The sequence below is a fragment of the Schlesneria sphaerica genome, from assembly GCF_044336245.1.
Lineage (GTDB): Bacteria > Planctomycetota > Planctomycetia > Planctomycetales > Planctomycetaceae > Schlesneria > Schlesneria sphaerica.
On record NZ_CP172346.1, the window covers coordinates 1,538,056 to 1,560,694 of the forward strand.

A 22,639-nucleotide genomic window follows, 5' to 3' on the forward strand; every position below is an offset into this window, starting at 1 on the left:
TCATTCGTTGAACTGATTTTTCAGCACGCGCTGCGTTTGTTCCCAACCAGCATCCAGAACCTTGATATAGTCCTCGGGTGAAAGCAATCCAGTGTTCGTTTCGAATTCGTACAGCCACCCTCGCTCATGGTGGTCCGCATTGATCAGGGAAGGGTCATTTAAAAGAGCTTCGTTAAACCTCACAATCCGACCGTCCGCCGGAGCGTACATGGTGGAGACAGCCTTGGAACTCTCGATTTCGCCAATCGTCTGCTTACGACGAACTGAGGTATCCGCATCGATCTGCCAGTCGAGAAAATAGACATCCTGAAGTAATCGAACGGCATACGATGTAAAGCCAACCCGCAACAAATTTCCGACAGGCTGTGCCCACAGATGGGACTCAAAGTACTGACGGTCCGTTGGAATGGGGGCCTCAAAATTGCCCATCATAAATACAAGAGGATCAGGCATAACCACGCACCGAAAACCAATCTGTAGGGATGAACTGAGGGCAGGATCAATCGGCGGGCGGCGTGTCGGCAGTTGTCGATAGGTTAACCGAACTGGAAGGCGGGCGAAAGTTCGCGGGCATCGCAGGGGGTGCTGCCGTCGGGAAGGATTTCAGGATCAATTCAAGTTCATCGATACATCCGTCCATCGAAATCACCGCCTGGCGAAAATTCGTATGGTCGGATGCCTGAGGCGCCATTTCGCGAAACTCCGCTGCTGCCGTACGCAGCTTGGGAAATTTCTTTCGCAGCATCTTCAGATAATCGGCCGGCTGACTGATGGCCGTCTCCAATGCGCGAGATGTGTCGAACACCGCGCGGACAATGGTCATCAGTTCTGGGAAATCTTCGATAACCTCGCTGTGTTTAACGAAGGTGCGAACCATCCACGCGTGAGCGAAGATTCGCTGACACCTGGCGACGGCGTCTGCCATCGTAAGCGATTCTGATGTCGGTTCCGCAGACATGATGACCTCGAATGCTCCTGCTGTACCTTCAATCTCAATTTTCGCAATATTAATTTTCGCGATCAGATGAACAGGGATATCCCCGGGTGGGCCTTTGGCATCGCCGATTCATCGATTGAAACGGCAAGGGAACCGGATAGCAACCTGCATCCTCTCAAGCCCAACGCACTTTGATCAGATCAAACCGGACGTTTCAAGTGAACTGAATGCAGGCAACTTCGTGGCCCCAGAACGATTTCAGATGAAGAAGGACTCTGCAGGCTCTTCTACCCGGATTTGTTCCCTGATCAGAGGGGCCCCCTCACGCACTTTCTCAATCGCCTTATGAATGTCACGGATGCCCCTGTCTCCCTGCAGCAGAACCGGATGATGAAGTACCACCATTTCCTGGTCCGCTCGCGTCGCTTCCAGCAACTCGCCCTGAGTACGAAAACGGCGTTTGGCGTGGATCAGATGCAGGGCTCTAAATCCGGCGTCGATTGCGATCCCCTCCGCACGCATCGAGCGAACGAACAGTGATCGGGAGAGTCCTCCAAACTCTGTTGAATCGTATCGAATGCCCACTTTGTAGTAAGCTGGCAGCAGATCTTCCTGAGGCCGCTGCAGCACCTTCAGCCCCTTCATCTGTTGCTCGTCCGAACAGAGCATTCGTAGGGATTCACGACGGATCTCGTTATGGCGGTCCAACTGCTGTAGTTGCGGCAGCAGGAGAGCGGCCTGCATTTCCGATTGAGGATAGGCCTCGTTGCCTCGTTGCGTATAGCGTTTGATCCGTTCCGCAATTTCAGGACGATTCGTGAGAATGGCACCTCCCCGTCCCGCAGTCAGAAGTTTGCTGCCACCGAAGCTCAGAACGCTGACGTCGCCCGCGGAGCCGATTCGGTTCCCCCCCCACATCGCCCCTGGGGACTGACACGCATCTTCGAGAATTGGAATTCCGTGGCATGCGGCAACATCCCGAATGCGGACCAGATCCACGATTCCGCCATGCAGGTGCGAGATCAGAATCGCCCGCGTTCGCTCCGACACCGCAGCGGCAACTTGCTGCGGGTCGATCTGCCATGTCTCGGGGTCGAGGTCCACCAAAACCGGTGTCGCCTTCAGGCAGAGGACATTCTGAAAATTCGCCTTAAAGTCGTAACCGGCGAGAATGACTTCATCGTCCGCCTGAACTCCCAGTCCACGCAGCGCCAATTCAACGGCGGCCGTGCCGCTGCTGCAGGGAAGAACGTGCTCCACGTGATGGAACTCGGCCAGTCTGTGGCAGAGTTCCGGCAGATGGGGACCATGGTAACGCCCCCAGTCCCCTGAAGCGAAAAGACGCGTCAGAACCTCGCTGATCGCAGGATCACTTTGCGGCCATTCAGGCGGCCCTGCCGGGCAGGCCGGACTTCCCCCCAGGATTGCGGGTCGTTCTGACTTGCTCGAACTCATCGTGTGGTCACCCGGATGCGACTGGCCCATTACTTGAAGCCGCTTCAGCGGCGATGTCTACTATGTTAAGCTGTGAGAGCGGGTGTCAAACGTCGCCCGCTCGTTACCGGTCCGTGTCGCGTCGAGGATGCCGCCACACAATCAATTTGCGGATTGCGTCCGCGTCAGGAACAGTTTCAATGTATCTTCGCATGGCCCGCCGCCTTCTTCTGGAAACCGACAAACGCCTGTTGTGGAAACTCGCTTACAACTTTGGCTTTCAGGGAATGCTGTCCGTCCAGCGATTCAAACGCCGACTCAAACGAGGCGAGTTCTTCCCTCCGTTTATCTACATTTCCGTCATCAACAGCTGCAACCTGCGGTGTCAGGGATGCTGGGTCGATGTTGCGGCCAAGCAGCAGATCATCGATGTCGAATCGATGAATCGACTGCTGACAGAAGCCAAAGAAGCAGGCAATCGATTCTTCGGAATCGTCGGCGGGGAGCCGTTCATGCATCCCCAGTTGCTGGAAATTCTGGCAGCACACCCTGACTGCTATTTCCAGGTGTTCACCAATGGCCACTTCATCACTCCGGAGGTGGCTGCCGAACTACGAAGGCTGGGTAACGTCACTCCACTGATCAGCGTCGAAGGGACGGAAATCATCAGCGACGAGCGGCGTGGCCGCCCCGGAGTCTTGTCCAAGACGATGCAGGGACTGCAGAACTGCCTGGACAATAAGGTGATCACAGGCGTGTGCACCAGTGTCTGCCAGACCAATATCGACGATCTGGTCAACGAAAAATGGCTCGATCGTCTCATTGAAATGGGAGTCATGTATTCGTGGTTCCACGTCTACCGGCCGATGGGACCAAAGCCGGAACCGGAACTCGCGCTGACGCGTGAGCAACAACTGCGTATCCGCCGGTTCGTCGTCGAAATGCGGGTCCGCAAGCCGATCGGCATCATTGACGCCTACTACGATGGGGAAGGGAAAGCCCTGTGTCCGGCTGCTTCCGGGTTAACGCATCACATTAATCCCTGGGGTGGGATCGAGCCCTGCCCCATCATTCAGTTCGCCAAAGAATCCATTCACGACAAGCGTCACATTCGTGACGTCATTGGCCAGTCTGAGTTTTTACGAGATTTTCGCGAAGTGGCAGCCAGGTCCACTCGCGGCTGTATCGTACTCGAGCAACCCGATGTCCTGCATCAGCTTGTTGTGAGTCATCAGGCGGGCGATCAGACAGCGCGAAAGACGGCTCTCGAGGAACTCCGCAAGATGGAATCCCGTCCGTCTCAGTACGGTCCCGGGCAGGAGATCCCCGAGCGAAGCTGGGCTTATCGGCTAGCCAAACGATACTGGTTCAATGACTTTGGTGCCTACAAAGCCCTCGATGCTGCCGTGGCCCAAAAGCCGGTCTCTGTCTGATACTTTGCGTGGTTCGTTCAACCCGTCACGTCCCATCGTTGCCCCGTCCCGGTTGCGAGTGCATTCGTTGGGCCGGCCTTATTGGCTGAAGTGGCCACCACCCCGGGCTGGCACCAGTGGCCATATTCCTTGAGAGTCAAACCATCATCGATCTGGAGAGCCGGGATGAGCCCCGCGGGTAGCCAACCTCAATCCTACCACGTGGCCTGTTTTTGCCTGGGTGGAACTCCGCACTTCGACGTAACGGTGCAGATCGAGCAGGGCCACGTGGTCGATGTTGTCCCCGGAAAGTCCCACTCGGCAGTGGAATTGGGCCGCGTGGCTCTCGTCGACGGGTTGGTGAATGCACACACTCATCTGGAATTCAGTCTGCTTTCCCAGCCCATCCCCACAAACGGCCGGTTCACCGACTGGATCCGCTCAGTCGTAAAGCACAGACAGGCTCATCCAGACTCCACCGCTGATGCCATTCGTGCGGGAATCCGTGAGAGTTTGTCCGCTGGCACAACACTGATCGGCGAAATTGCCACGACTGGCTGGTCGGCCAGCGACTACGCCGCAGCGGGTTGTCCGACTGTTGTATTTCAGGAAGTTCTCGGCCAGTCCCCGGTACGAGTCTCCCAACAGGTGCAGCTCGCCAGATCGGTCGTCGAAACCGCCGCCGGGAAGCTTTCTCCCGGGATCAGTCCGCATGCCCCGTATAGCACACATCTGGACCTGGTGCGGGAGTCGGTCGCAATTGCCCGCATGCGGGGTTGTCCGGTCGCGATGCACCTGGCGGAAACCAGCAGCGAACTGGAACTCCTTACCTCTCAGAGCGGTGAGTTTCGGGAATTGCTGAGCGATTTCGGCATCTGGAACGAAAACCTGTTTCCCACTCCCCGTCGGGCACTCGACTATCTGCATGTACTGGCGGAAGCACCGCGTGCCTTGATCGTCCATGGCAACTACCTGAACGACGAAGAACTTCGCTTTATCGCAGCGCAGCCGCAAATGACGTTGGTCTATTGTCCTCGCACCCACTTCGCATTTGGGCATGATCCGCATCCGTGGCGGCGTCTGCTGAAGATGGGAGGTCGCGTTGCTATTGGAACCGATAGTCGGGCATCGAACCCTGATCTCAGCCTGTTCGCCGAATTACAGTTCCTGGCGCGGCACCACCCGGAGATTTCCCCTTGGGAACTTCTGCAAGCCGGCTCCATCACGGGCCGAACGGCCCTCGACCCCGAATCAAACGCATCACCGACGGCCGCAAACCTGACGTCGATTGCACTTGGTGAGATTCAGGATGCCAACTTCGGACAGACCCTGTTCCACCTGAAAAGTCACGTGTGCGGTACCATGATTCAGGGAAAATGGGTCTGGCGAAATACGGATGGCAGCAGCATAGCCAGATGACTCCCTCCTGCACGTCTGCACTTTGACAGCGCCTTCCAGCAGTAGACGAAAGGAATCTCGCGGAGACAACTGATCCACTGCTGCTCTGCGGGTGCTCTACTGCGAAAATCAGACAGTGATCGTATCGGCGACGGTGGAATCGCCGGATGACTGATTCAATTTGTCATAGATCTCGTCGGGTAATTCCACGGACTGGAGTTTAGCTCCCGCCGGAATGATGCAGTAAGCGGTCTTCATTTCACCCACTGCCAACAGCAGGTCGCCGCGCCGGAACTCGTACGATGTGGTTAATGACCGCCGAGTGACTCGCACAATGGTTACCGAAATATCCAGCTCATCCTCGTAATAGGCCGGCGATTTGAACGAGCATGTCGCAGAAACCCGCGGCCAGCCAAAGGCCGTTCCGTCAGGAAAATTGCCATGAATCTTGAGCCCCAGCGAACGGAAGAAGGCATGCTCAGCCTGTTCCATGAACCGATAGAAGTTGGCGAAATGCACGATCCCAGCAAGATCGGTTTCGAAGAATTCAACGCGATGTCTGGCAATAAATTTGGGGACCATACCGTCAACTTAGCGAACAGGGGGGGATGAATCAATCGGCATTGCGGCGAGCTGAAATGGCCGCACACTGGGTTAGTGAGCCGCAATCGCACCGACACGTGACAGGCAGGACCTGCCGGGCCGTGCATTTTCTGACGCTGGAAAACAAAGAGCGTCAGTCTTCGCACAGCGATTCATCCCAGCCATGGCTGGGATGCGGCGCTCGCGAGAACTGACACTTTTGTTTGTTTCGGAATCTTGAACGAGAGGCTTACTTCGCTTCGTCTTTCAATTCACCGCAGTCTTCGATCACGACTTTCTTCGAAGTACGGCCCGATCCGGAACCCACGGCTTCGATGGCTTTCACCACGTCCATACCTTCAACAACGCTACCGAAGACGACGTGCTTGCCGTCGAGCCAGGCGGTTTTAGCAGTGCACAGGAAGAACTGCGAACCGTTGGTGTTGGGCCCTGCATTGGCCATGCTCAGAATGCCGGGGCCGGTGTGCTTCAACTGGAAATTTTCATCGGCAAACTTCTGCCCGTAGATCGATTTGCCACCGGTTCCGTTGTGGTTGGTGAAGTCCCCCCCCTGACACATGAAGTCGGGAATTACGCGGTGGAAGGACGAGCCTTTGAATCCAAAGCCCTTTTCGCCCGTGCACAAAGCGCGGAAGTTTTCCGCCGTCTTGGGGACGACGTCAGAGCGAAGTTCCATGACGATACGGCCGGCTTCTTTCCCGCCGATACTGATGTCGAAGTAAACTTTTGGCAATTTTTTATCCTTGTCAGCAGCGAAGAGTGAGGTACCGAGAACTGTCGAAGCAACGGACGCAGCCAAGACTTGTCGTCGCGAGTACATAGCAAAACCTCTCCAAAGTAATCTGATTCCGCCAGCGTCCATCGCCAGCATCCCATCCGATGACTTCATAAGTTAACTCATGGGCTTCGCTTACGCTATTCAACCGAGAAGAGGAACTACGCGACGTTCAACCAGGACCACTGTCTGCTGCGATGCCGTTCTCGATCTGCTGCAGCACCTGCTCTTCGCGTACGGCTGGACATTCATTTTGCAGACGGAATCTCAGGTTCGTTCCGCGAGGGAAGGTACCGTGCGAGCTCTGCCTTCCGGCTCGCAAAACGCGGGTCCTTGGCGAGATTCGTCCATTCGTAGGGATCTGCCGTCTCGTCGTACAATTCTTCATCACCATTCGCGTATCGGATCAGTCGCCACCCTTCATTTCTGATCGTGTGATTGCCAAAGCGGTATGTCGTGAGCGCGGGAGCCTCCCATGGTGCGGCCGGGTTTTCCAGCAAGGTCCGGATAGTACGGCCTTCCACGTGTGCCGGGGTCTTGATGCCGCAGAGGTCAGTCAAAGTGGGATAGACGCTCATCAGATCAACCGTTCGATCGCACACGGCATTGGCCTGGGTCAGTCCCGGAACAACCCAGATCAACGGAGCTCGTGTTGCCTCTTCCCACAGGGCAAACTTGCGCCAATGCTGTTTTTCACCTAGGTGCCAGCCATGGTCGCTCCAGAACACGATGATCGTGTTGTCTCGTTCGGGAGATTTGTCGTAAGCATCAATCAGACGCCCGATCATGGCATCGCAATACGAGATCGCGGCGAGATACCCCTGAACAGCCTCTTTCCAACGGCCCGACTTAAGAATCTGTTGATGGTCCCCCTCAGGTCTGGCCATCTTCAAACCGGCGGGAGGGACATCCCCCAGGTCATCAGGCTGCACGGGCAGAAGCTCAATGGAATCCAGCGGATGCAGATCGTAGTACTTTCGCGGGACGTTCCACGGCATATGCGGCTTATGCAGCCCCACCGTCAAAAGTAGCGGCTTCTCATGAGTCTTCGCCAGTTCCTCGATTCCGTACTGGACGATTTTCCACTCCCGTAGATCTTCGTCATCGCAATCAAGTGGAGCGAAACGAATCCCCCCAACCCCAGTGTCTCCCTGAGGGACTGGATCCGTACCTTCTTTCATGAGGTAATCATCCCATTCACTGCGGCGCGAATACGCCCCGTGATAGATCTTGCCTGCCCCTTTCACGACATAACCCGCATTCCTGAACGTCGTGAGCAGAGTTTTTTCTTCGGGGATGACAGTCCGCCAGTCATGGTTATTGTCGTAGACACCCGTCGTGTAAGGGCGTTGACCGGACATCAGCGCGGCGCGCGACGGATTGCAGACAGGGGCAGCACAATAGTTGTGCGTAAAGCGGACTCCTCGAGCCGCCAGCCGATCGATATGCGGGGTCCTGGTTTGCGGATGGCGTCCCAGATGTCCGACCCAATGATTCAGATCATCGATCGCAATAAACAGCACATTCGGCCGGCGTGGTTCCGCAGCACTTGCTGTCATTGAAATGGCAATCCATGCAGAGATGAACAGCCAGTGGGTGAGCGACCTCGCTCGGAACAGTTTTTTCGACATGCAATGACCTTCCAGTGAGAAATCAGTTCGCTCAGCAGTGGCAGCGGCCTCCGGGTTTGCACCCCATCGCTCAGCGTGCTGGTCTGAGAAGTGAGCGAGCACAGCCATTGCGCGAGAGACAGACGATGGAAGCTCTTCCGAGCCGCTGAGTTGTCATGTGGTGCAACTTCAACGGCTCAGGAAGAGCTCCCCCGCCCCGTGATGCTTCGATCACCCGGGTTCAGCCACAAAATTACAGCGGCTTTGCCAGTTGCTTATTCCATTCCTGCCACAGCGATTCCAGTTCTTTCACTTTTTCCGGGTACTTCTCAGACAGATCATGAGATTCATTCAGATCCGTCGGAAGATGGAAGAGCTTCCTGGTCGAGACACCCGTCGTGGGGTAGTTTTCCACGTTGAGGTCGTACTGCACCAACTTCCATTCGCCGTGGCGAATCGCGTTTTGATCGCCTAATCGCCAATACAGCGTCTCATGGGGAATCCCCTTCTGTGACCCGTCAAGGAATGGCAACAGGTTGGTCCCGTCCAGTTTCCACGAGGGGTCCACCGTCACACCGGCGGCCGCCAGCGCTGTCGGCTGGAAATCGAGCTGGATGACGGGGTGATTGTAGACGCTGCCGGCAGGAAGTTTGCCCTTCCATTGGACGACGAAGGGAACCCGAATACCACCTTCGAGCGTCGTACGCTTACTGCCTCGGAGCGGGGCATTGTTACTGCCGTTGATGGTGGTCCCCTGCATCGTCGGTCCGCCGTTATCACTGATGAAGAAAATCAGTGTTTCTTCTTCGAGCCCCGCATCCTTCAGTTTGCTGAGAACCTTGCCAATGGCATCGTCCATTGACGAGAGCATCGCCGCGTAAGTTTTACGAGTCTCGTTCTTAATCTCGTCAAACTTGTCCAGTTCGCTTTCTTCAGCCTCCATGGGGGTGTGAACAGCGTTGAACGCCAGATAGAGAAGGAACGGTTCCTGTTTGTGTCGTTCGATGAACGATACGGCTTCCCGTCCGAATGCCTGCGTCAAATAGGTCGGTTCGGTGAGCTTTTCTGTTCCGCGCAGAATCTCGGCATTGTCCTTGTCAAAGTAGGTATGTGCCCCACCCAGGAATCCGAAGAACTCGTCAAAGCCCCGCTTGAAGGGGTGGTATTCCGGGCCACCACCAAGATGCCATTTTCCCACCAGTCCGGTGACGTAGCCCGCGTCCGTAAATCGATTGGCAAACGTCGTTTCTTCGAGCGGTAACCCCTTGCCACTGAAGTTGGGGCCGGGTCTGTTGCCGCCTCCTCGGTTGCCACCCGCGCGGTTTCCCCCAGGATTGAATTCATGCCCGAACCGCTGCTGATATCGGCCCGTCAACAGCCCAGCACGAGTCGGACTGCAATAAGGTCCGGATACGTACCCGTTGGTGAATCGCACCCCGCCTGCCGCCAGCGAATCAATCGCAGGCGTCGGAATATCAGCGCCTCCCTGAAATCCGAGATCCGCATAGCCCAGATCGTCGGCGACAATCAAAAGAATGTTCGGCTTCCGGGGAGGAGACGCAGACAGATGTGACATGGAACCCGAGACGGCCCAAACGGCCGCCAGCACGTTGACGGCCCATCGACGAAATCGCATAGACGGCATCCTTTTCGTAACGTTTTATTCGTAAGGTTTATCTGCAAAGGGGGCGGAGCAGCGGGACCCCACACGATTGTGCGGTCGCTTTATTCAAAATGAATTGATTCAGCATCGCCCGACCGGGGCCGATGCCCCTCATTTCCCTGCGGAGGACGATCCCGTCCGATCTGACTCCAGTTCAAAGTTGTACGGCCCGCCCCCGTTTTCGATCGTGATCTTCAGCTCTGATTTCTTGTTGTATTTCACCGGTACAAGTTCCGGCTTGATGTGGTCACCTGAGCGAGGATCAACTTCCAGACCAGAAACATCCTCGTCGGGGAAAATCTCCCTGGTGCTGATTCGGACAGTCGCATCACCGACCCCCGCCCCTTTTAATGATCTGCTGTACTCGGCGATGTAGTTTCCGTTTCGATCAGTCCTGGCGAAGCTGCTGCCGTTCGTCGTTTCAATCGTGACTTGGGCATTAGGAAGTGGATCCCCATCCAGTGTGACTGTTCCGCGAACGTCAACAAAGCCATCTCGCATCTTCTTGCCGCTGCAACCACTGAAAAGAGGCAATGTACAGAGGAGCGCGAGAACCGTAGCAACGCGTCGAACGTTCGGTCTGTTTCTTAATATCAAATCCATCATCGTCCTCTGAATGGCTGGAGGATGTTCAAGACCTGTCTGCCTGAAGTGACGCATGAAACTGAGTCATCCCGTCCCACGAGTCCCGGCCAACAGGCTTCGTCACCAATTGACAGCGATCCGCTGCACAAGCAAAAAGAAATTCGTGCACGTCCGCACTGCAACGAATGCGGACGTGCTACTTCAGTCAAGTTAAAACTCGGAAACAGGATGGCCATCGGCGATGGACCACAACCGCTGGTACAGACCGTAAGCAGCCCCACCGTTAACCGAATCAAACGGATCGTTGGGGTTCGGTGTGTTGCGCTTTGCCCAGGTCCGGCCAGTGTGATTGATGTTTTCGCTGATGAACCGGACGCTGCCATCAGCCATCCCGAAGAAGGCCCCACCGACGTGCATACTGGACGCTGCGCGACGGATGGTGGTGTTAACCGCCGAATTCGGCGGATTCATTGCTGCGACACCTTCATTGATACTCCGGTTCGATGCTGCAGCCGATCCGTAGAATCGCTTGCGACCGACTCGGCCCGCCGCCCCTTCGTCACTGATCGTCGACAACCATGACGACTCCGACGTCAGAATCGTGTTCGACGTGCCGTCCGTAATTTCGCTCAGCTTCTTGCAGACGGGCGTCGTCGCCGTTGCTGAGGGAAGTCGGCTGCGCATGAACAGCCCATTCGCGAACTGTGTACTGGTTTCGTTGTAGTGGCTGTTATCGAACGAGCCTCCATTTCCGCAATAACTCGTGACGGCCTGCATGTGAACTCCATCCGCCGCGGGCGTTGCCGCAACTTTCGGTGCAACGTCCGAAGGGCAAATGATGAACGGGAGTGGTACCTGAACCGCGATCGTATTGTTGATTTCTCCCGGTGTAACGGGATTCTCCAGGCAGCACCTCGAACCGAAATCAATCGTGTTATAAAGCGGTGCCTGATCCATCTGCGGCAGCAGGTGAGATCCCCAAAGCCAGCCAGTTCCACCGTTGTCTTTCGTGTTACTCGACCAGTAGTGACCGGGCGGAAATCGATCATGGATGTCGAGGTAATTATGAATCGCCAGGCCGATCTGCTTGAGATTATTGCGGCATTGTGTCCGACGGGCTGCTTCTCGCGCCTGCTGAACGGCCGGCAGCAGCAGGGCAATCAGAACAGCGATAATCGCAATTACAACCAACAGTTCGATCAAAGTGAATCCACGTCCCCGCACTTCCGCTCGAAGTGGCTGTCGAAGCACACCCGGTTGTGCTGACTTCGCGGTCATCGTTTCTCGCCACATTTTTTACTTTCTCCTAAGCATTTCAAAATTCAAGATGAGATAGACATATGAATAATGGTTAATAATTTGATTCGATTTCTTACCGACAACAGCGATGATCGCACCCAGGGAATAACGCCTTCTGTCAGACTTCTCGCGCTCCGTCCCAACGTGACGATGGCTGTCACGTCGCCTCTATCCACCAGGGAGAAGAGTGAGTTAACGAACTCAACTCCAGGTACTCGACAGGTGAGCCCACCAAGTTTTCGCGCGAACTGAAGATGAAGAAGCGATGGATATCCTGAATTGGAACTGGCCCGGCCGGAGGATCACATTCTGCGTCGTACTTTTGCAGGTGATTCCCGGCAGATTGAAGGGAAAGAAGTTCTGTGCGGCTGACGTCACTCAACCAGACCCCGTTCATCCCTCATTCAACCTCTTATGGCCCACCTGTTGCCCGCCCTCCTGAGGAGGTACGGGCGATACGGGTGAGACCATGATTGGCGTTCCACGACGAGCGAGCACCTCACCGTGTCTCTACGATTCATTCAGTGGTAATTCAGTGCTTTTGACTGGCGGCTTGCCGCCTGCATACAGATCTCCTTGAGCACCATGCGGGGACTTAGGCTGTTGCCCGTCGTCCTCGCAGTCTTACGGCATGGCGGACTTCTCGTCTCGTCCATTATAAACACTGCAGTGCAGATATTTTTTACAGAACCAATCCCTTCAGGTCTTTTTGGGAAGGACCTGTCGATTCCGAGTCACACGATCGATCTGGACGACACGTCCATCCCGGATGGTTACGGTTACTTCCCCGAACTGAAGCCCCTTCAGGGCTCGGACAATCTCGTGCAATACGACGTCCTGGCGGTTGGAATCAGGTTCCACGTCAGCTTCCTTACTCTGATGGGACTGGAGATGCATCGAGCCGCTTTCAATAATTGACCCGTTCGCTACTGCTACCATTTCCCGGGGACTCAATTCCCTCACGCGAAAATTTCCCGCACCACGTTCCCTTTGACATCCGTTAATCGGAAGTCACGTCCCGCGTATTCATAGGTCAGCGACTCGTGATCCAGTCCCATCAGGGCGAGCAGCGTGGCGTGCAGGTCCGTGGTGTGCATCCGACCTTCCACAGCCAGTCGTCCGTATTCGTCGGTGGCTCCATAAGAGAAGCCTCGCTTGACCCCGGCTCCAGCCAGCCACATCGGGTAGCCCGTGATGTTGTGATCCCGGCCATCCTGCCCCTGCGCCGTCGGCAGGCGTCCAAACTCGCTGCCAAACAGCACCAGCGTGTCTTCGAGCATCCCGCGTTGCTCGAGGTCGGCGAGTAGCGCGGCAGTCGGCTGGTCCGTTTCCGAGCAGTTTTTGATCAGCCCTTTATGCAGATTGTTGTGGTGGTCCCACCCCGGCTGGCAGATCTCAACGAACCGAACCCCCGCTTCGCTGAGACGCCGAGCCATCAGGCACTGTCGGGCGAAGGCACCTTGCGGACCTGGCTTCACCCCGTAGGCGTCCAGCACGTGTTGTGGTTCACTCGAAATATCCAGTAGTTCAGGCACTTTCCCCTGCATTTTGAACGCGAGCTCATACGACTGGATCACTCCTTCCAGTTGATCAGGTGCACCGGGATTCCCACCAAAATCGCGATTCATCGACTGAATCAAGTCGATCTGACGACGCTGTAGTGACGTCGAAGTCTCGGCCTTGATGTTGGGCAAGTAACCGCTGTCGTTGATCTTGGTTCCCTGATAGTGAGCAGGCAGGAAGGCACTTCCATAATTCACGGCACCACCAAAGTTCGGTGGCGGATTGATCGTGATGTACCCGGGAAGGTCCTGATTCTCTGTTCCCAGGCCGTACATCAGCCAGGCCCCCATCGAAGGCCGGGTCAACTGCGCTTGAGCCGCTCCCGTATGCAGTTGAATTACGGCCTGTGGATGAGCCGGGGTGTCCGTATGCAGTCCCCGCAGGAAGCACAACTTGTCGACATGGCGTGCCAAATTCGGATACAGCTCGGAGACCCAGGTTCCCGTTTCGCCATGCTGCGAAAACTTGAACTTGGAACCAGTCAGCGTCCCGCCCCCTGGCCCGACTTTCCCATCATCGGCCTGAAGCTGAGGTTTGTAATCAAGAGTGTCGACCTGTGACATCGCCCCTTCCATAAAGAGGAAGATGATTCGCTTGGCCTTAACAGGAAATTGCGGTGGCTTTGGTGCGAGAGGGCGTTCAGGAGTCGCCTGCTGAGACGCAACTGCCTGACGAGGAGCGGTCTCGCGGAGCAGACTCGCAAGGGCCAGATAACCGAAGCCGGCATTCGCCGCTTTCAGTGCCTGACGACGTGTGATCGAGTAGGGATTGATGATCGATGATTGTTCTGAGCTCATATTCGTAAACCTTGTCTCGTGGATTGAATTGAAAATGTTCGATGCAGAACCTGCCGTGTCGGCGTAATCAGTTACTTCAGATACTGGAACTCCGCTGCTCCCAGGACTGCCTGACAGAAGCTCCACCAGGCCGCTGTCCTGGCATCACTGGCTTCAATCACCGTTTCTTTGACGGGTGCATCGACAGGATCGATGTCGTCGGGATTCGCAGGAATCACCGGAAGTACCGCTGCCGCCGTCGCGTCACTTGCCGCCTGCGGTCGGGAATTCCCTTGAGGCCCCTTGGTCAACGTCGCTGGGGTAGCAGGATTTGCGGCATCGGCAACCAGGTTGCCGTCCGCCGCAGCGTAGGCCGGCTGGGTGGCAGATTCGATCTCTGCAACAAACCCGGTGGCTCGTTCGATCTCTGTCGGATTCGCCTGGCGGCCGAGCGCGAGTCTGTAGACCAGGTTGACCCGCTCGACATCGCTGAGGTTCGGCTGCTGGACAACTCGTTCCGCAAGCGCGAGTGCCTGTTTACGTACGAACGGATCGTTCAACAGGTAGAGCGCCTGGGTCGGAACCGTCGTTGTATGGCGACTGCCGGTCACCATTCCCTGTTCTGCGAAGTCGAAGACTTCCAGAGAGCGAGGAGTGACACCACGCACCAGCGGCAGATAGATGCTGCGTGAGACGCTGGCCAGTGCCTGTTCGCTCAGGTTGCGAGCTTCCGGACCATTGTTCCTCATTTCGATCACTTTGAAGTCTTTTGCTGGCGACCCTTCAGGACGGACGGGATTGAGCTGCCCCGATGCGGCCAGCATGGCATCGCGAATCTCTTCCGCGTCCAGGCGGCGAGGACTGTGTCTCCACAGGAACCGATTACCGGGATCAATCGCCAGATTGGAGCTGACGGAATCGGCACCGAGCCGGTACGTATGACTCAGGACGATCGATCGAATCAACTTCTTGACCGACCAGCCTTCGTCAACGAACTGCTTCGCCAGGTAATCCAGAAGTTCCGGATGCGAGGGCTTGTCGCCAGTCGTTCCAAAGTTATCCACTGTCGAGACAATCCCGCGCTGGAACAGGTGCTGCCAGATCCGGTTAACGATGACTCGCTGAGTCAGCGGGTTCTGCTCACTCGTCAGCCACTCGGCCAGTTCCAGACGTCCACTCTGTTTCGGATTCACCTTTGGCTGTTCAGGCCATTCGAGCAAACTCAGGAAGCCACGTGGAACCGTCGGGCCTTGCAGTTCGGCTTCGCCACGGATGCGGACTTCGGTGTCACTGATCTTCTTTCCATCCCGGACTCCGTATGCCACTTTTCCAATTACGGCAGGATCGGTCAGTGCGAGAAGTTCCTGCTGAGCCTTGTTCATGCGTGCCCGGAACGCCTGCTGTTTGGGCTTGCCATTAGGACCGACTGCGAGACCTTCTGGTGTGCCCCGAATCGCTTCAAACTCGGCACGTGCCTTTTCAAACGCCTGCGTCGCCGCTTCGATATTCTCTGCAAGTTGCGGATCGGTTTTGGCATCGGCCCCCACCTGCAGCAGCAACGTGTTGTCGTAGTAATCGAGACCGCCGCCCCCCATCTTGCTTCTGACACCGGCGCACAAGTCACTGCTCTGGAAGATCCCTGCCAGCGCGTAATAGTCGACCGCTGGAATGGGGTCGAACTTGTGATCGTGGCAACGGGCGCAACTTGCGGTCAACGCCAGAACAGAACGGGTAACCGTGTCGATCTGCTCATCGACGTTGTCCATGATGAACCGGATTTTGAACCGCTGGTTGACGTCTTTCACGCCAATCGCCAGAAAGCCCGTCGCAATCAGTTGCTCTGCTTTTTCGGTCGGAGAGTTGGCGGGAAGCAGGTCCCCGGCAATCTGTTCACGAATGAACTGATCGTAGGGCTTATCGTTCGTAAATGAGTCGATGACGTAATCACGGTAACGCCAGGCGTGGGGCAGAGGGATATTCCGTGCCGAGCCAGTGGATTCGCCGTAACGGGCGAGATCCAGCCAGTGACGCCCCCATCGTTCCCCATAAGCCGAAGACTTCAGCAATCGATCGACGACCTTCTCAAAAGCCTTGTCAGAATCATCACTCAGAAAGCGGTCAATCTCATCAACGGTGGGGGGAAGTCCGGTCAGGTCGAAGGTAACGCGACGAATCAGTGCAATCTTGTCGGCATCCGGGGCTGGCTGCAGTCCCGCTTCGGCCCATTTGCTGAAAATGAATTGGTCGATGGGATTGGCCGCAAACGCTTCGCTTGTGACCGTGGGTGGCACCACGGCCTTGAGTGGCTGCCATGCCCAGTGATTCCGTTTGAGTTCATCGTACTCGGGTTTGGGGCCGGTCAAATCATCCGGAATCTCTACAGCCGGCCAGGTCGCACCGTCGAGAATCCACTTTTCCAGATCCGCAATCTGATCATCCGTCAGTTTCTTTTGGGGGGGCATCTGCAGCCCCTGATGTCGCACGACTTTGATCAAAAGACTTTCCTGGGGCTTGCCCGGTACGAGTCCAGGACCGCGCCCACCTCCTTCAATCAACCCATTTCGATCGTCAACTCGCAATCCACCTTTTCCACCGTTTTCTGCGGAATGGCAGTTGATGCAGTTCTCCAGCAGGAGCGGACGAATTTTCTTCTCAAAAAACTCAACCTTGGCCGGATCGTCCGAAGGCCGGTTGTCGGCTGCATGAAGTGGAAGAAGCTGTACAAAGCCGGAAAAACTCAGAGCCAATAGTCCAATTCGGATCCGCAGACCGCGACAGTTTGCGCCGAGATGCGTGAAAGGAGCAGAGCGATTCATGTTGTCCCGCAATAGAAAGAAGTAGGGTTCGTCGTATGAAACCGGGATCACCACCCAGATTGCGCGCCAAAAGAAGAGGGCGCACGCCTGAGTTCGGGCGAGTACGAAGTCGCCTCGGACTCAGCAACAACACTCACTGCAGACGGATGCGGCATACCGGTGAACGGGATGAGTCATCCAGGAATGGGCGAGTGGCAACGACGGACAATCTTCCGCAGAACAACGAACGTCTTGACGACCGGCTCCGGCGAAGGAGCCTCGGGCAGACGTACCCAGGTAGGAAACAAACCTTACCCGGGTAGCCGTTTTTCGAAATTGGAATGGCGCAACAGGCCAGTCGCGTTCAGGGCGAGAACAACGCATCGAGACCTCCCTGGTCTCTACTCCATACCTCCGGACTTTGCCGGTCAGCAAGATTTTTTCAATACGAGGTGGGCCTGAGGCCTCATCCAATATATCACCAAACTGCTCGTGTATGTAAAGTATCGACCAGACGGTCAGCTTTGTCAACAAGAACTGAAAAAAAACTGCAATCAGAAGCGGCGAACAGACATTGGCTCAACCGGAATATGCGTTGGCTGCCGGTGGATGAGTTCAGAAATTAGTTTGCCAGTCGCAGTCGCCATCGACACCCCAATCATGTTATGTCCTGCGGCAATGTAGACATTCTCTGCGCGGGGGCTGCGGTCGATGATGGGCAGGCTGTCTGGCGTCATCGGGCGCCATCCGAACCACTCTTCGATCACGGGATCGCCCGTTGGTTCATGTAGATAGTGGCTCGCCCCGCTCCTCAGCATGGCAATCCGCCGCGGGTTCAGAGACGAATCGTATCCCGCGAACTCCATGATTGATCCCAGACGATAGCCAGAGGGCCATGGGGTCACGGCGACGCGATGCTCTTCGAAGATCAGAGGCATGCGGGGACACTTTTCTGGCCGGGCCATCGTCAACGAGTAGCCTTTTCCGGGCTGGATTGGAACCTTGCATCCCAGATGCTGGTTCAGCAGCGGGGTCCAGGCACCGGTAGCAACAACAAAGGCGTCCGCTTCGATTTCGCCCTGGGATGTTTTGGCTGCAGTAATTGCGGGATGACCGTTGCTTGCTAACTGACGGCCGGTCGTGAAGCCCAGGAATTCATGATGTTCTCGAACATCAACACCACGAGATTCCAGCAGCTTCTTCCACGACGACATCAGCTTGTCAGGGCGCAAATGAGCGTCTCCGGGGAAATGCCACCCCCCCGCAAGTCCCGGTTTCAGAGCCGGTTCCAGTTCTGTCACCGCATCGCCATCGTAGCGGTCGGCACCGTGATTGAAGTGAGTTCTGAGGATCTGATTCGTCTCGGCAAAGTGCTCCATCCCCGCTTGATGCAGAAATGGGTAGAGGATGCCGGACATCTGCCATTCCGCATCAATGGGCTCGTTGGCGAAGAGTTCCTCGTAAAGAGCCTTGGACGAATTGAGCATCAACTGCAGGGTGACGCCCGATGCGAGCATGTCCTTCATATTGCAGTGACGGGCAAACTCGAGCAGAAACCGCCACAGCGACAGATCCAGCCGAGGCTTGATGGAAAACGGCGAGTTCGGACTGATCATCGCTTTAAGCGTCTTCTTCATCACGCCGGGACCGGGCAGTGGAAGAATGTGGCTCGGGCAGACGTATCCGCAATTGCCATGCGCCGCTCCGCTGCCGATGGTCTTCTTTTCGACAATCGTGACCCGAGAACCGGATTGACTGAGATAGTGAGCGCAGGCCGCTCCGATGACACCACCGCCGATGACGACCACGCGTTGACTCAACTCTCAAACTCCTCAGCGAACTCGATTCATTTCAGAAAAGGTGACAAATAAGTTCCTGTTCATTTACCACATTTCTTCAGGAACTGCACCGCTCGGGGGTGATTCCCATTTGAAATGGGTCCGCCGGGTCAAGAATCAGATTTGCCTCCGCCGTGATGTAGGCGGTTCCGGCAATTCGGGGAATGATGTGGCCGTTCTCGTAGCGGAATGTCCCCTCAAAGACACTCCCGAGAATACTCTCCTGTCGCCAGACTTCTCCCGGCATTAGCTTTCGATCCGCTGCCAGACAGGCCAGTTTCGCTGACGTCCCCGTCCCGCACGGTGAGCGGTCATAGGCCGCTCCGGGACACAGCACAAAGTTACGGCCGTGGTTCTGCGGGTCGACGGGCGGGCCGATGAATTCAATGTGGTCGATTTCTCCCCCTTCTGCGCCCGTTATTCCATTCTCGCGAAGAGCCCGCCGAATACGCTGCGCGATTTGGGTAAGAAGGTCGACTTCTGACAAGCGGAATGGGACGGATACCCCCGGCAATCGGGACGTTAGCCCTGGCAGCGATGCGAAATCGACCAGAAAAAACCAGTTTCCTCCCCAGGCGACGTCGCCGGTCACGGGGCCGATTTCCTCAACGTCAATTGTGATCCCTTGCGCGAAGCGGTAGCTGGGGACATTGTCAAAGACGACACGGTTGGCTCCGTCGTAGTCGAAAAGTACCGTCCCGACAGGAGTTTCCAACCGGTGCGTTCCCGCCTGGATCCGGCCAAGATGGCCGAGTGTGACCGCAAGTCCGATGGTGGCGTGCCCACACATCCAAAGTGGGCCGACGTTGTTGAAATAGATGACGCCTGCCACCGCCAGCGGGTCGACCGGCTCACACAAGAGTGCTCCCACCAGCACGTCAGACCCGCGCGGCTCATTGATCACGGAAGAACGAAAATCATCAAAGTGATCCCGGAAGCGGTTTCTTCGCTCAGCAAGCGAGTCACTTCCGAGATCAGGCCCCCCCGCGATCACGACACGCGTTGGCTCTCCGCCGGTGTGTGAGTCGATGACGTGAACGAGGTGTTTCTTGAAAAGGTCACGCATGGATCACGTGGAGAAAGACCAGAACGGGACGAGCGCAAACGGAACGAAAGAGCGTTCGGCTACACGTCGCTCAGCTCGTCATCTTCCGCTTCAACTTCTTCGAACTCACTTTCGACGCGTTCACGATGCGTTGCTTCATGCTCCGCAATTAAAGCTCTCGCTTCCGCTTCGTACTCGGCAGGAACATACACATGGCAGGGAACTGCTGAGATCCCTGGAAACGGGCCATTAGCGTCTTCCACCGATCCGGCGATCCCTGCATCCGCGAGCATGGCTTTCACAAGTGCGGCATCGAATGCCTGGGGTGTTGAGTAAACTGAGACGAGGGACTCTGAAGAATCGGTAGACATAGTTCAAACTCCGTATAGGCAACAGGACGCGTGATGTCTCTCTGCCGTCGCAGATCGTAATCGAGACAGGTCAACGATGCGGACGGATACTCAACCATCCAGATTGTGGCACCGCACAGACACTGAAATCAAGCCGGACAACTCTTGTGTCATCCGTAGGTTAGAAACGTGTAAAAGGCGTGGGTGGATCAACATCCTCTCTTTTTCATCTGAGGACACCGGTTCACTGCGTGCCCTCAGTGCCGGTCGACTCGCAGTCATCCCCACGTAAGAGAAAACCGCAGGACAATTGAACCAACCAGGAGTTTGCATGATCGCCCAACGCACCCTCAGCGAAAAAGAGGGTGCGAGCGTGACGAGTCCCCCACCGTTTGCACTCTAGGTCGCGCCAGCCGATGTGGCGACTTCGTGAGCATCGGAAATAAACTGATGACCTCCCGGCCGAACGGTGAGGACCGGACAAGGGGCAACCCGAACCAGTTTTTCTGCGACTGACCCCATGAGTAAATGAGAAAGTCCAGAGAGCCCGTGAGTACCTGCGACGATGAGGTCGATATCATGAGCTTTCGCATAGTTCACGATTTCGTCTACGGCGTAACCTGTCGTTACGCTCGTCACGACACGGCTTTCTTCTGGCCAGCTCGCGACCTCATCTGCAATCCGCTGTTCGGCGTGCCGGATCAGATCGGTGACGCCCGTTTCCGGCATCGTCCAGGATGTGGTCGCATCGGGGAATGGAAGGACGGGCGGGACCACCACGTGCAGAAGGTGTAATTCCGATCCCATCCGTTCAGCGAGCGCTAGCGCGTAGTGCTGGGCCTCAATTGCCGGTGCGCTGAAATCCGTCGGAAACAGGATCTTGTGAATTGAAACTTGCATGGTGCCTCCTCCTCAAATGAACCGATCATCGGATCTCGTCAAACGACTAACTTCAATGAAGCAAGACTCGGTCAGCAGACAGTAGAGCACGATCGATGCCGAACAATCAATTAAATAGTTCGATTCGGGAAGAAAGCCTTGTTCGCTGAAATCCGTGCGTCAGCAACGCGTCTCGCGAACACTCAAGACTCGACGCTGAACAGCACTGCAGAAGTCCTTGCGGGCTTGTGATTAATGTCGCGACACGAAAAGTCGTTTCGATCGGAGAGGGTCCGGTAGACGGAAATCCGCCGATTCCGGAAATCCCGTTCGACGAGTGGTCAAAAGGGATGCAGCTGACCGACCTCAGACCAGCTCCCTATCTGATAGCCTGCACGAGGCCCCTCAAAATTTTCTGGGTCCTGCCGTGAGAGAAATCAGAAAGTAACCCCGTTCCGATTCCAGACTGCGATCAGAAATTACAACAACGAGGTCGTCGCAGCGACGATGACTTCCGGAATGGCTGTCAGGGTCAAGGCCAGCATGACCAGCCCCAGTGTTCCCCGAATCAGGTAAAGTGAACGACTCAGGGGTAACTGCGAATTGCGGCTGCAAATGGCCAGCGTCAAATCGACCAGCAGCATGGTCGCGGCAAGTGGAATGCCAATCCGGATACCCAGCACCACGGATTGTTGAATGAGTTCGATGATCGTTTCGACAGGCTGCTCCGTCCAGAAGGGGGCACCCGGCGGGAGACTTGCGAACGAATCAATCAAAGACTTCAGCGCGAGTGCCTGCCCGTTGAGTGGCTCGAGCAGGACGAATGCCACGATTCCCATCAGCATGCTGATCTGGCCACAGGCGGAATCGTCGCCAGAAATTTCTGGATTGAACGTGCGTGCGAGCCCAAGTCCGCTGTAGCGGTCCAGCCATTCCCCACCGAGCTTCAGTCCCAGAAAAATGATCAGGATTCCCGTGCCGAGCAATGTCCCCACTGCAATTTCACTGAACAGGATCACCCCCCAATCGGTGCCACCAGTTTTCGCCTCGGACGAGTCAGCAGTTCCCACGGGGCTCTGTCTGGAAGACAGATCGAAAAGTCGCGTATCCCGCATGGCGCCGTCTTGATTTTGAACGATCAGCGAGGAAAGCAAAGCTCTGCCGACCTCTGGGGCACCGTGTCTCGACCACGCAAGGGGCGCGATGACGCACGTCAGAATCATGACCAGACCGAGGCGGACGGGAAGTGGGAACTTCACTGACATCAACCAGGGCGAAATCACAAAGACCCCGGACAGACGGACCAGAACCAGCAGGCTGACGAGTCCGTTCTCGAGACCACCTGTCACCAGGTACTCGAAAACCAGTCGCCCCCAGGGGTCGTCGGTCAGTTGAGTAAGAATGGAGTTCATAAGTGCTGAGGGATGGAACGAATGAGATCCGTCGCGTACTCAGCAAGCCGGCTGAGACCCCACGGGAGCAGGTAAAGAATCGCCAGAGAGATCACTGTCACTTTGGGGACAAACGTCAGCGAGTGATCATGGAGCTGCGTCATCGACTGCATCATGCCGATCACCAGCGCAATCCCCAGGGCCGCCAGTAATACCGGCCCCCCCAGCAACAGCACTTCAAGCAGCATTGACTGACACAGGCTGACTGCCGATTCGGTCTCCATGG

The 22,639-nt window shown here is 56.1% G+C and carries 20 protein-coding genes; 2 read left to right on the top strand and 18 right to left on the bottom strand.

Annotated elements, in window-relative coordinates; all coding sequences use genetic code 11:
* The 3 genes from ACGY09_RS05765 to ACGY09_RS05775 form a co-directional block, all read right to left on the bottom strand.
* The gene (locus ACGY09_RS05765) at nucleotides 1-453 is read right to left on the bottom strand and encodes a glycine cleavage system protein H (protein ID WP_397570820.1); all 453 of its coding nucleotides are present in this window, start codon (nucleotides 451-453) and stop codon (nucleotides 1-3) included.
* Nucleotides 454-499: 46 nt separating this feature from the next.
* Complete coding sequence (locus ACGY09_RS05770) at nucleotides 500-877, bottom strand: amidohydrolase (RefSeq protein WP_397570821.1); 378 nt, start codon at nucleotides 875-877, stop codon at nucleotides 500-502.
* 318 nt (nucleotides 878-1,195) lie between these two features.
* Complete coding sequence (locus ACGY09_RS05775; RefSeq protein ID WP_397570822.1) at nucleotides 1,196-2,392, bottom strand: DegT/DnrJ/EryC1/StrS family aminotransferase; 1,197 nt, start codon at nucleotides 2,390-2,392, stop codon at nucleotides 1,196-1,198.
* Nucleotides 2,393-2,571: 179 nt separating this feature from the next.
* On the opposite strand from ACGY09_RS05775, the gene ACGY09_RS05780 reads away from it, so the two are divergent.
* Nucleotides 2,572-3,804 (top strand): radical SAM/SPASM domain-containing protein, encoded by a 1,233-nt coding sequence (locus tag ACGY09_RS05780; RefSeq protein ID WP_397570823.1) that lies wholly within the window; start codon nucleotides 2,572-2,574, stop codon nucleotides 3,802-3,804.
* Between the two features lie 165 nt (nucleotides 3,805-3,969).
* Nucleotides 3,970-5,202, top strand: coding sequence for an amidohydrolase family protein (locus tag ACGY09_RS05785; RefSeq protein ID WP_397570824.1), 1,233 nt, complete (start codon nucleotides 3,970-3,972; stop codon nucleotides 5,200-5,202).
* A gap of 108 nt (nucleotides 5,203-5,310) precedes the next feature.
* Here ACGY09_RS05785 and ACGY09_RS05790 read toward each other — a convergent pair whose 3' ends face one another.
* The 15 genes from ACGY09_RS05790 to ACGY09_RS05860 all read right to left on the bottom strand — a co-directional run bounded on the left by ACGY09_RS05790 (nucleotide 5,311) and on the right by ACGY09_RS05860 (nucleotide 22,637).
* Entirely contained in the window at nucleotides 5,311-5,763 is a 453-nt protein-coding gene (locus ACGY09_RS05790) for an acyl-CoA thioesterase (protein WP_397570825.1), read from the bottom strand.
* A 250-nt stretch (nucleotides 5,764-6,013) separates the two neighbouring features.
* Nucleotides 6,014-6,604: a peptidylprolyl isomerase gene (locus ACGY09_RS05795; RefSeq protein ID WP_373653873.1), complete on the bottom strand. Its 591-nt coding sequence runs from the start codon at nucleotides 6,602-6,604 to the stop codon at nucleotides 6,014-6,016.
* 203 nt (nucleotides 6,605-6,807) lie between these two features.
* Entirely contained in the window at nucleotides 6,808-8,190 is a 1,383-nt protein-coding gene (locus tag ACGY09_RS05800) for a sulfatase (protein ID WP_397570826.1), read from the bottom strand.
* A gap of 232 nt (nucleotides 8,191-8,422) precedes the next feature.
* Entirely contained in the window at nucleotides 8,423-9,805 is a 1,383-nt protein-coding gene (locus tag ACGY09_RS05805) for a sulfatase (protein WP_397570827.1), read from the bottom strand.
* Between the two features lie 138 nt (nucleotides 9,806-9,943).
* A complete protein-coding gene (locus tag ACGY09_RS05810; RefSeq protein WP_397570828.1) occupies nucleotides 9,944-10,333 on the bottom strand; it encodes a carboxypeptidase-like regulatory domain-containing protein in 390 nt (129 codons plus the stop codon).
* A gap of 294 nt (nucleotides 10,334-10,627) precedes the next feature.
* Nucleotides 10,628-11,710, bottom strand: coding sequence for a DUF1559 domain-containing protein (locus ACGY09_RS05815; protein ID WP_397570829.1), 1,083 nt, complete (start codon nucleotides 11,708-11,710; stop codon nucleotides 10,628-10,630).
* Between the two features lie 705 nt (nucleotides 11,711-12,415).
* A complete protein-coding gene (locus ACGY09_RS05820) occupies nucleotides 12,416-12,577 on the bottom strand; it encodes a DUF2292 domain-containing protein (protein ID WP_373651209.1) in 162 nt (53 codons plus the stop codon).
* A 98-nt stretch (nucleotides 12,578-12,675) separates the two neighbouring features.
* The gene (locus ACGY09_RS05825; RefSeq protein ID WP_397570830.1) at nucleotides 12,676-14,076 is read right to left on the bottom strand and encodes a DUF1501 domain-containing protein; all 1,401 of its coding nucleotides are present in this window, start codon (nucleotides 14,074-14,076) and stop codon (nucleotides 12,676-12,678) included.
* A gap of 71 nt (nucleotides 14,077-14,147) precedes the next feature.
* On the bottom strand, nucleotides 14,148-16,871 hold the full coding sequence (locus tag ACGY09_RS05830) for a PSD1 and planctomycete cytochrome C domain-containing protein (RefSeq protein ID WP_397570831.1): 2,724 nt from the start codon (nucleotides 16,869-16,871) through the stop codon (nucleotides 14,148-14,150).
* Between the two features lie 533 nt (nucleotides 16,872-17,404).
* Nucleotides 17,405-18,670 carry an NAD(P)/FAD-dependent oxidoreductase gene (locus ACGY09_RS05835; RefSeq protein ID WP_397570832.1) on the bottom strand — a complete coding sequence of 422 codons (1,266 nt, stop codon included), beginning with the start codon at nucleotides 18,668-18,670 and terminating at the stop codon, nucleotides 17,405-17,407.
* Between the two features lie 76 nt (nucleotides 18,671-18,746).
* Nucleotides 18,747-19,754 (bottom strand): proline racemase family protein, encoded by a 1,008-nt coding sequence (locus tag ACGY09_RS05840; protein WP_397570833.1) that lies wholly within the window; start codon nucleotides 19,752-19,754, stop codon nucleotides 18,747-18,749.
* A 59-nt stretch (nucleotides 19,755-19,813) separates the two neighbouring features.
* Complete coding sequence (locus tag ACGY09_RS05845) at nucleotides 19,814-20,104, bottom strand: DUF2007 domain-containing protein (RefSeq protein ID WP_373651204.1); 291 nt, start codon at nucleotides 20,102-20,104, stop codon at nucleotides 19,814-19,816.
* 378 nt (nucleotides 20,105-20,482) lie between these two features.
* The gene (locus tag ACGY09_RS05850) at nucleotides 20,483-20,983 is read right to left on the bottom strand and encodes a universal stress protein (RefSeq protein ID WP_397570834.1); all 501 of its coding nucleotides are present in this window, start codon (nucleotides 20,981-20,983) and stop codon (nucleotides 20,483-20,485) included.
* Between the two features lie 458 nt (nucleotides 20,984-21,441).
* Nucleotides 21,442-22,374 (bottom strand): flagellar biosynthetic protein FliR, encoded by a 933-nt coding sequence (locus ACGY09_RS05855; RefSeq protein WP_397570835.1) that lies wholly within the window; start codon nucleotides 22,372-22,374, stop codon nucleotides 21,442-21,444.
* Complete coding sequence (locus ACGY09_RS05860; RefSeq protein WP_397570836.1) at nucleotides 22,371-22,637, bottom strand: flagellar biosynthetic protein FliQ; 267 nt, start codon at nucleotides 22,635-22,637, stop codon at nucleotides 22,371-22,373. The genes ACGY09_RS05855 and ACGY09_RS05860 overlap by 4 nt, the downstream gene beginning before the upstream one ends.
* Nucleotides 22,638-22,639 lie beyond the last annotated feature (2 nt).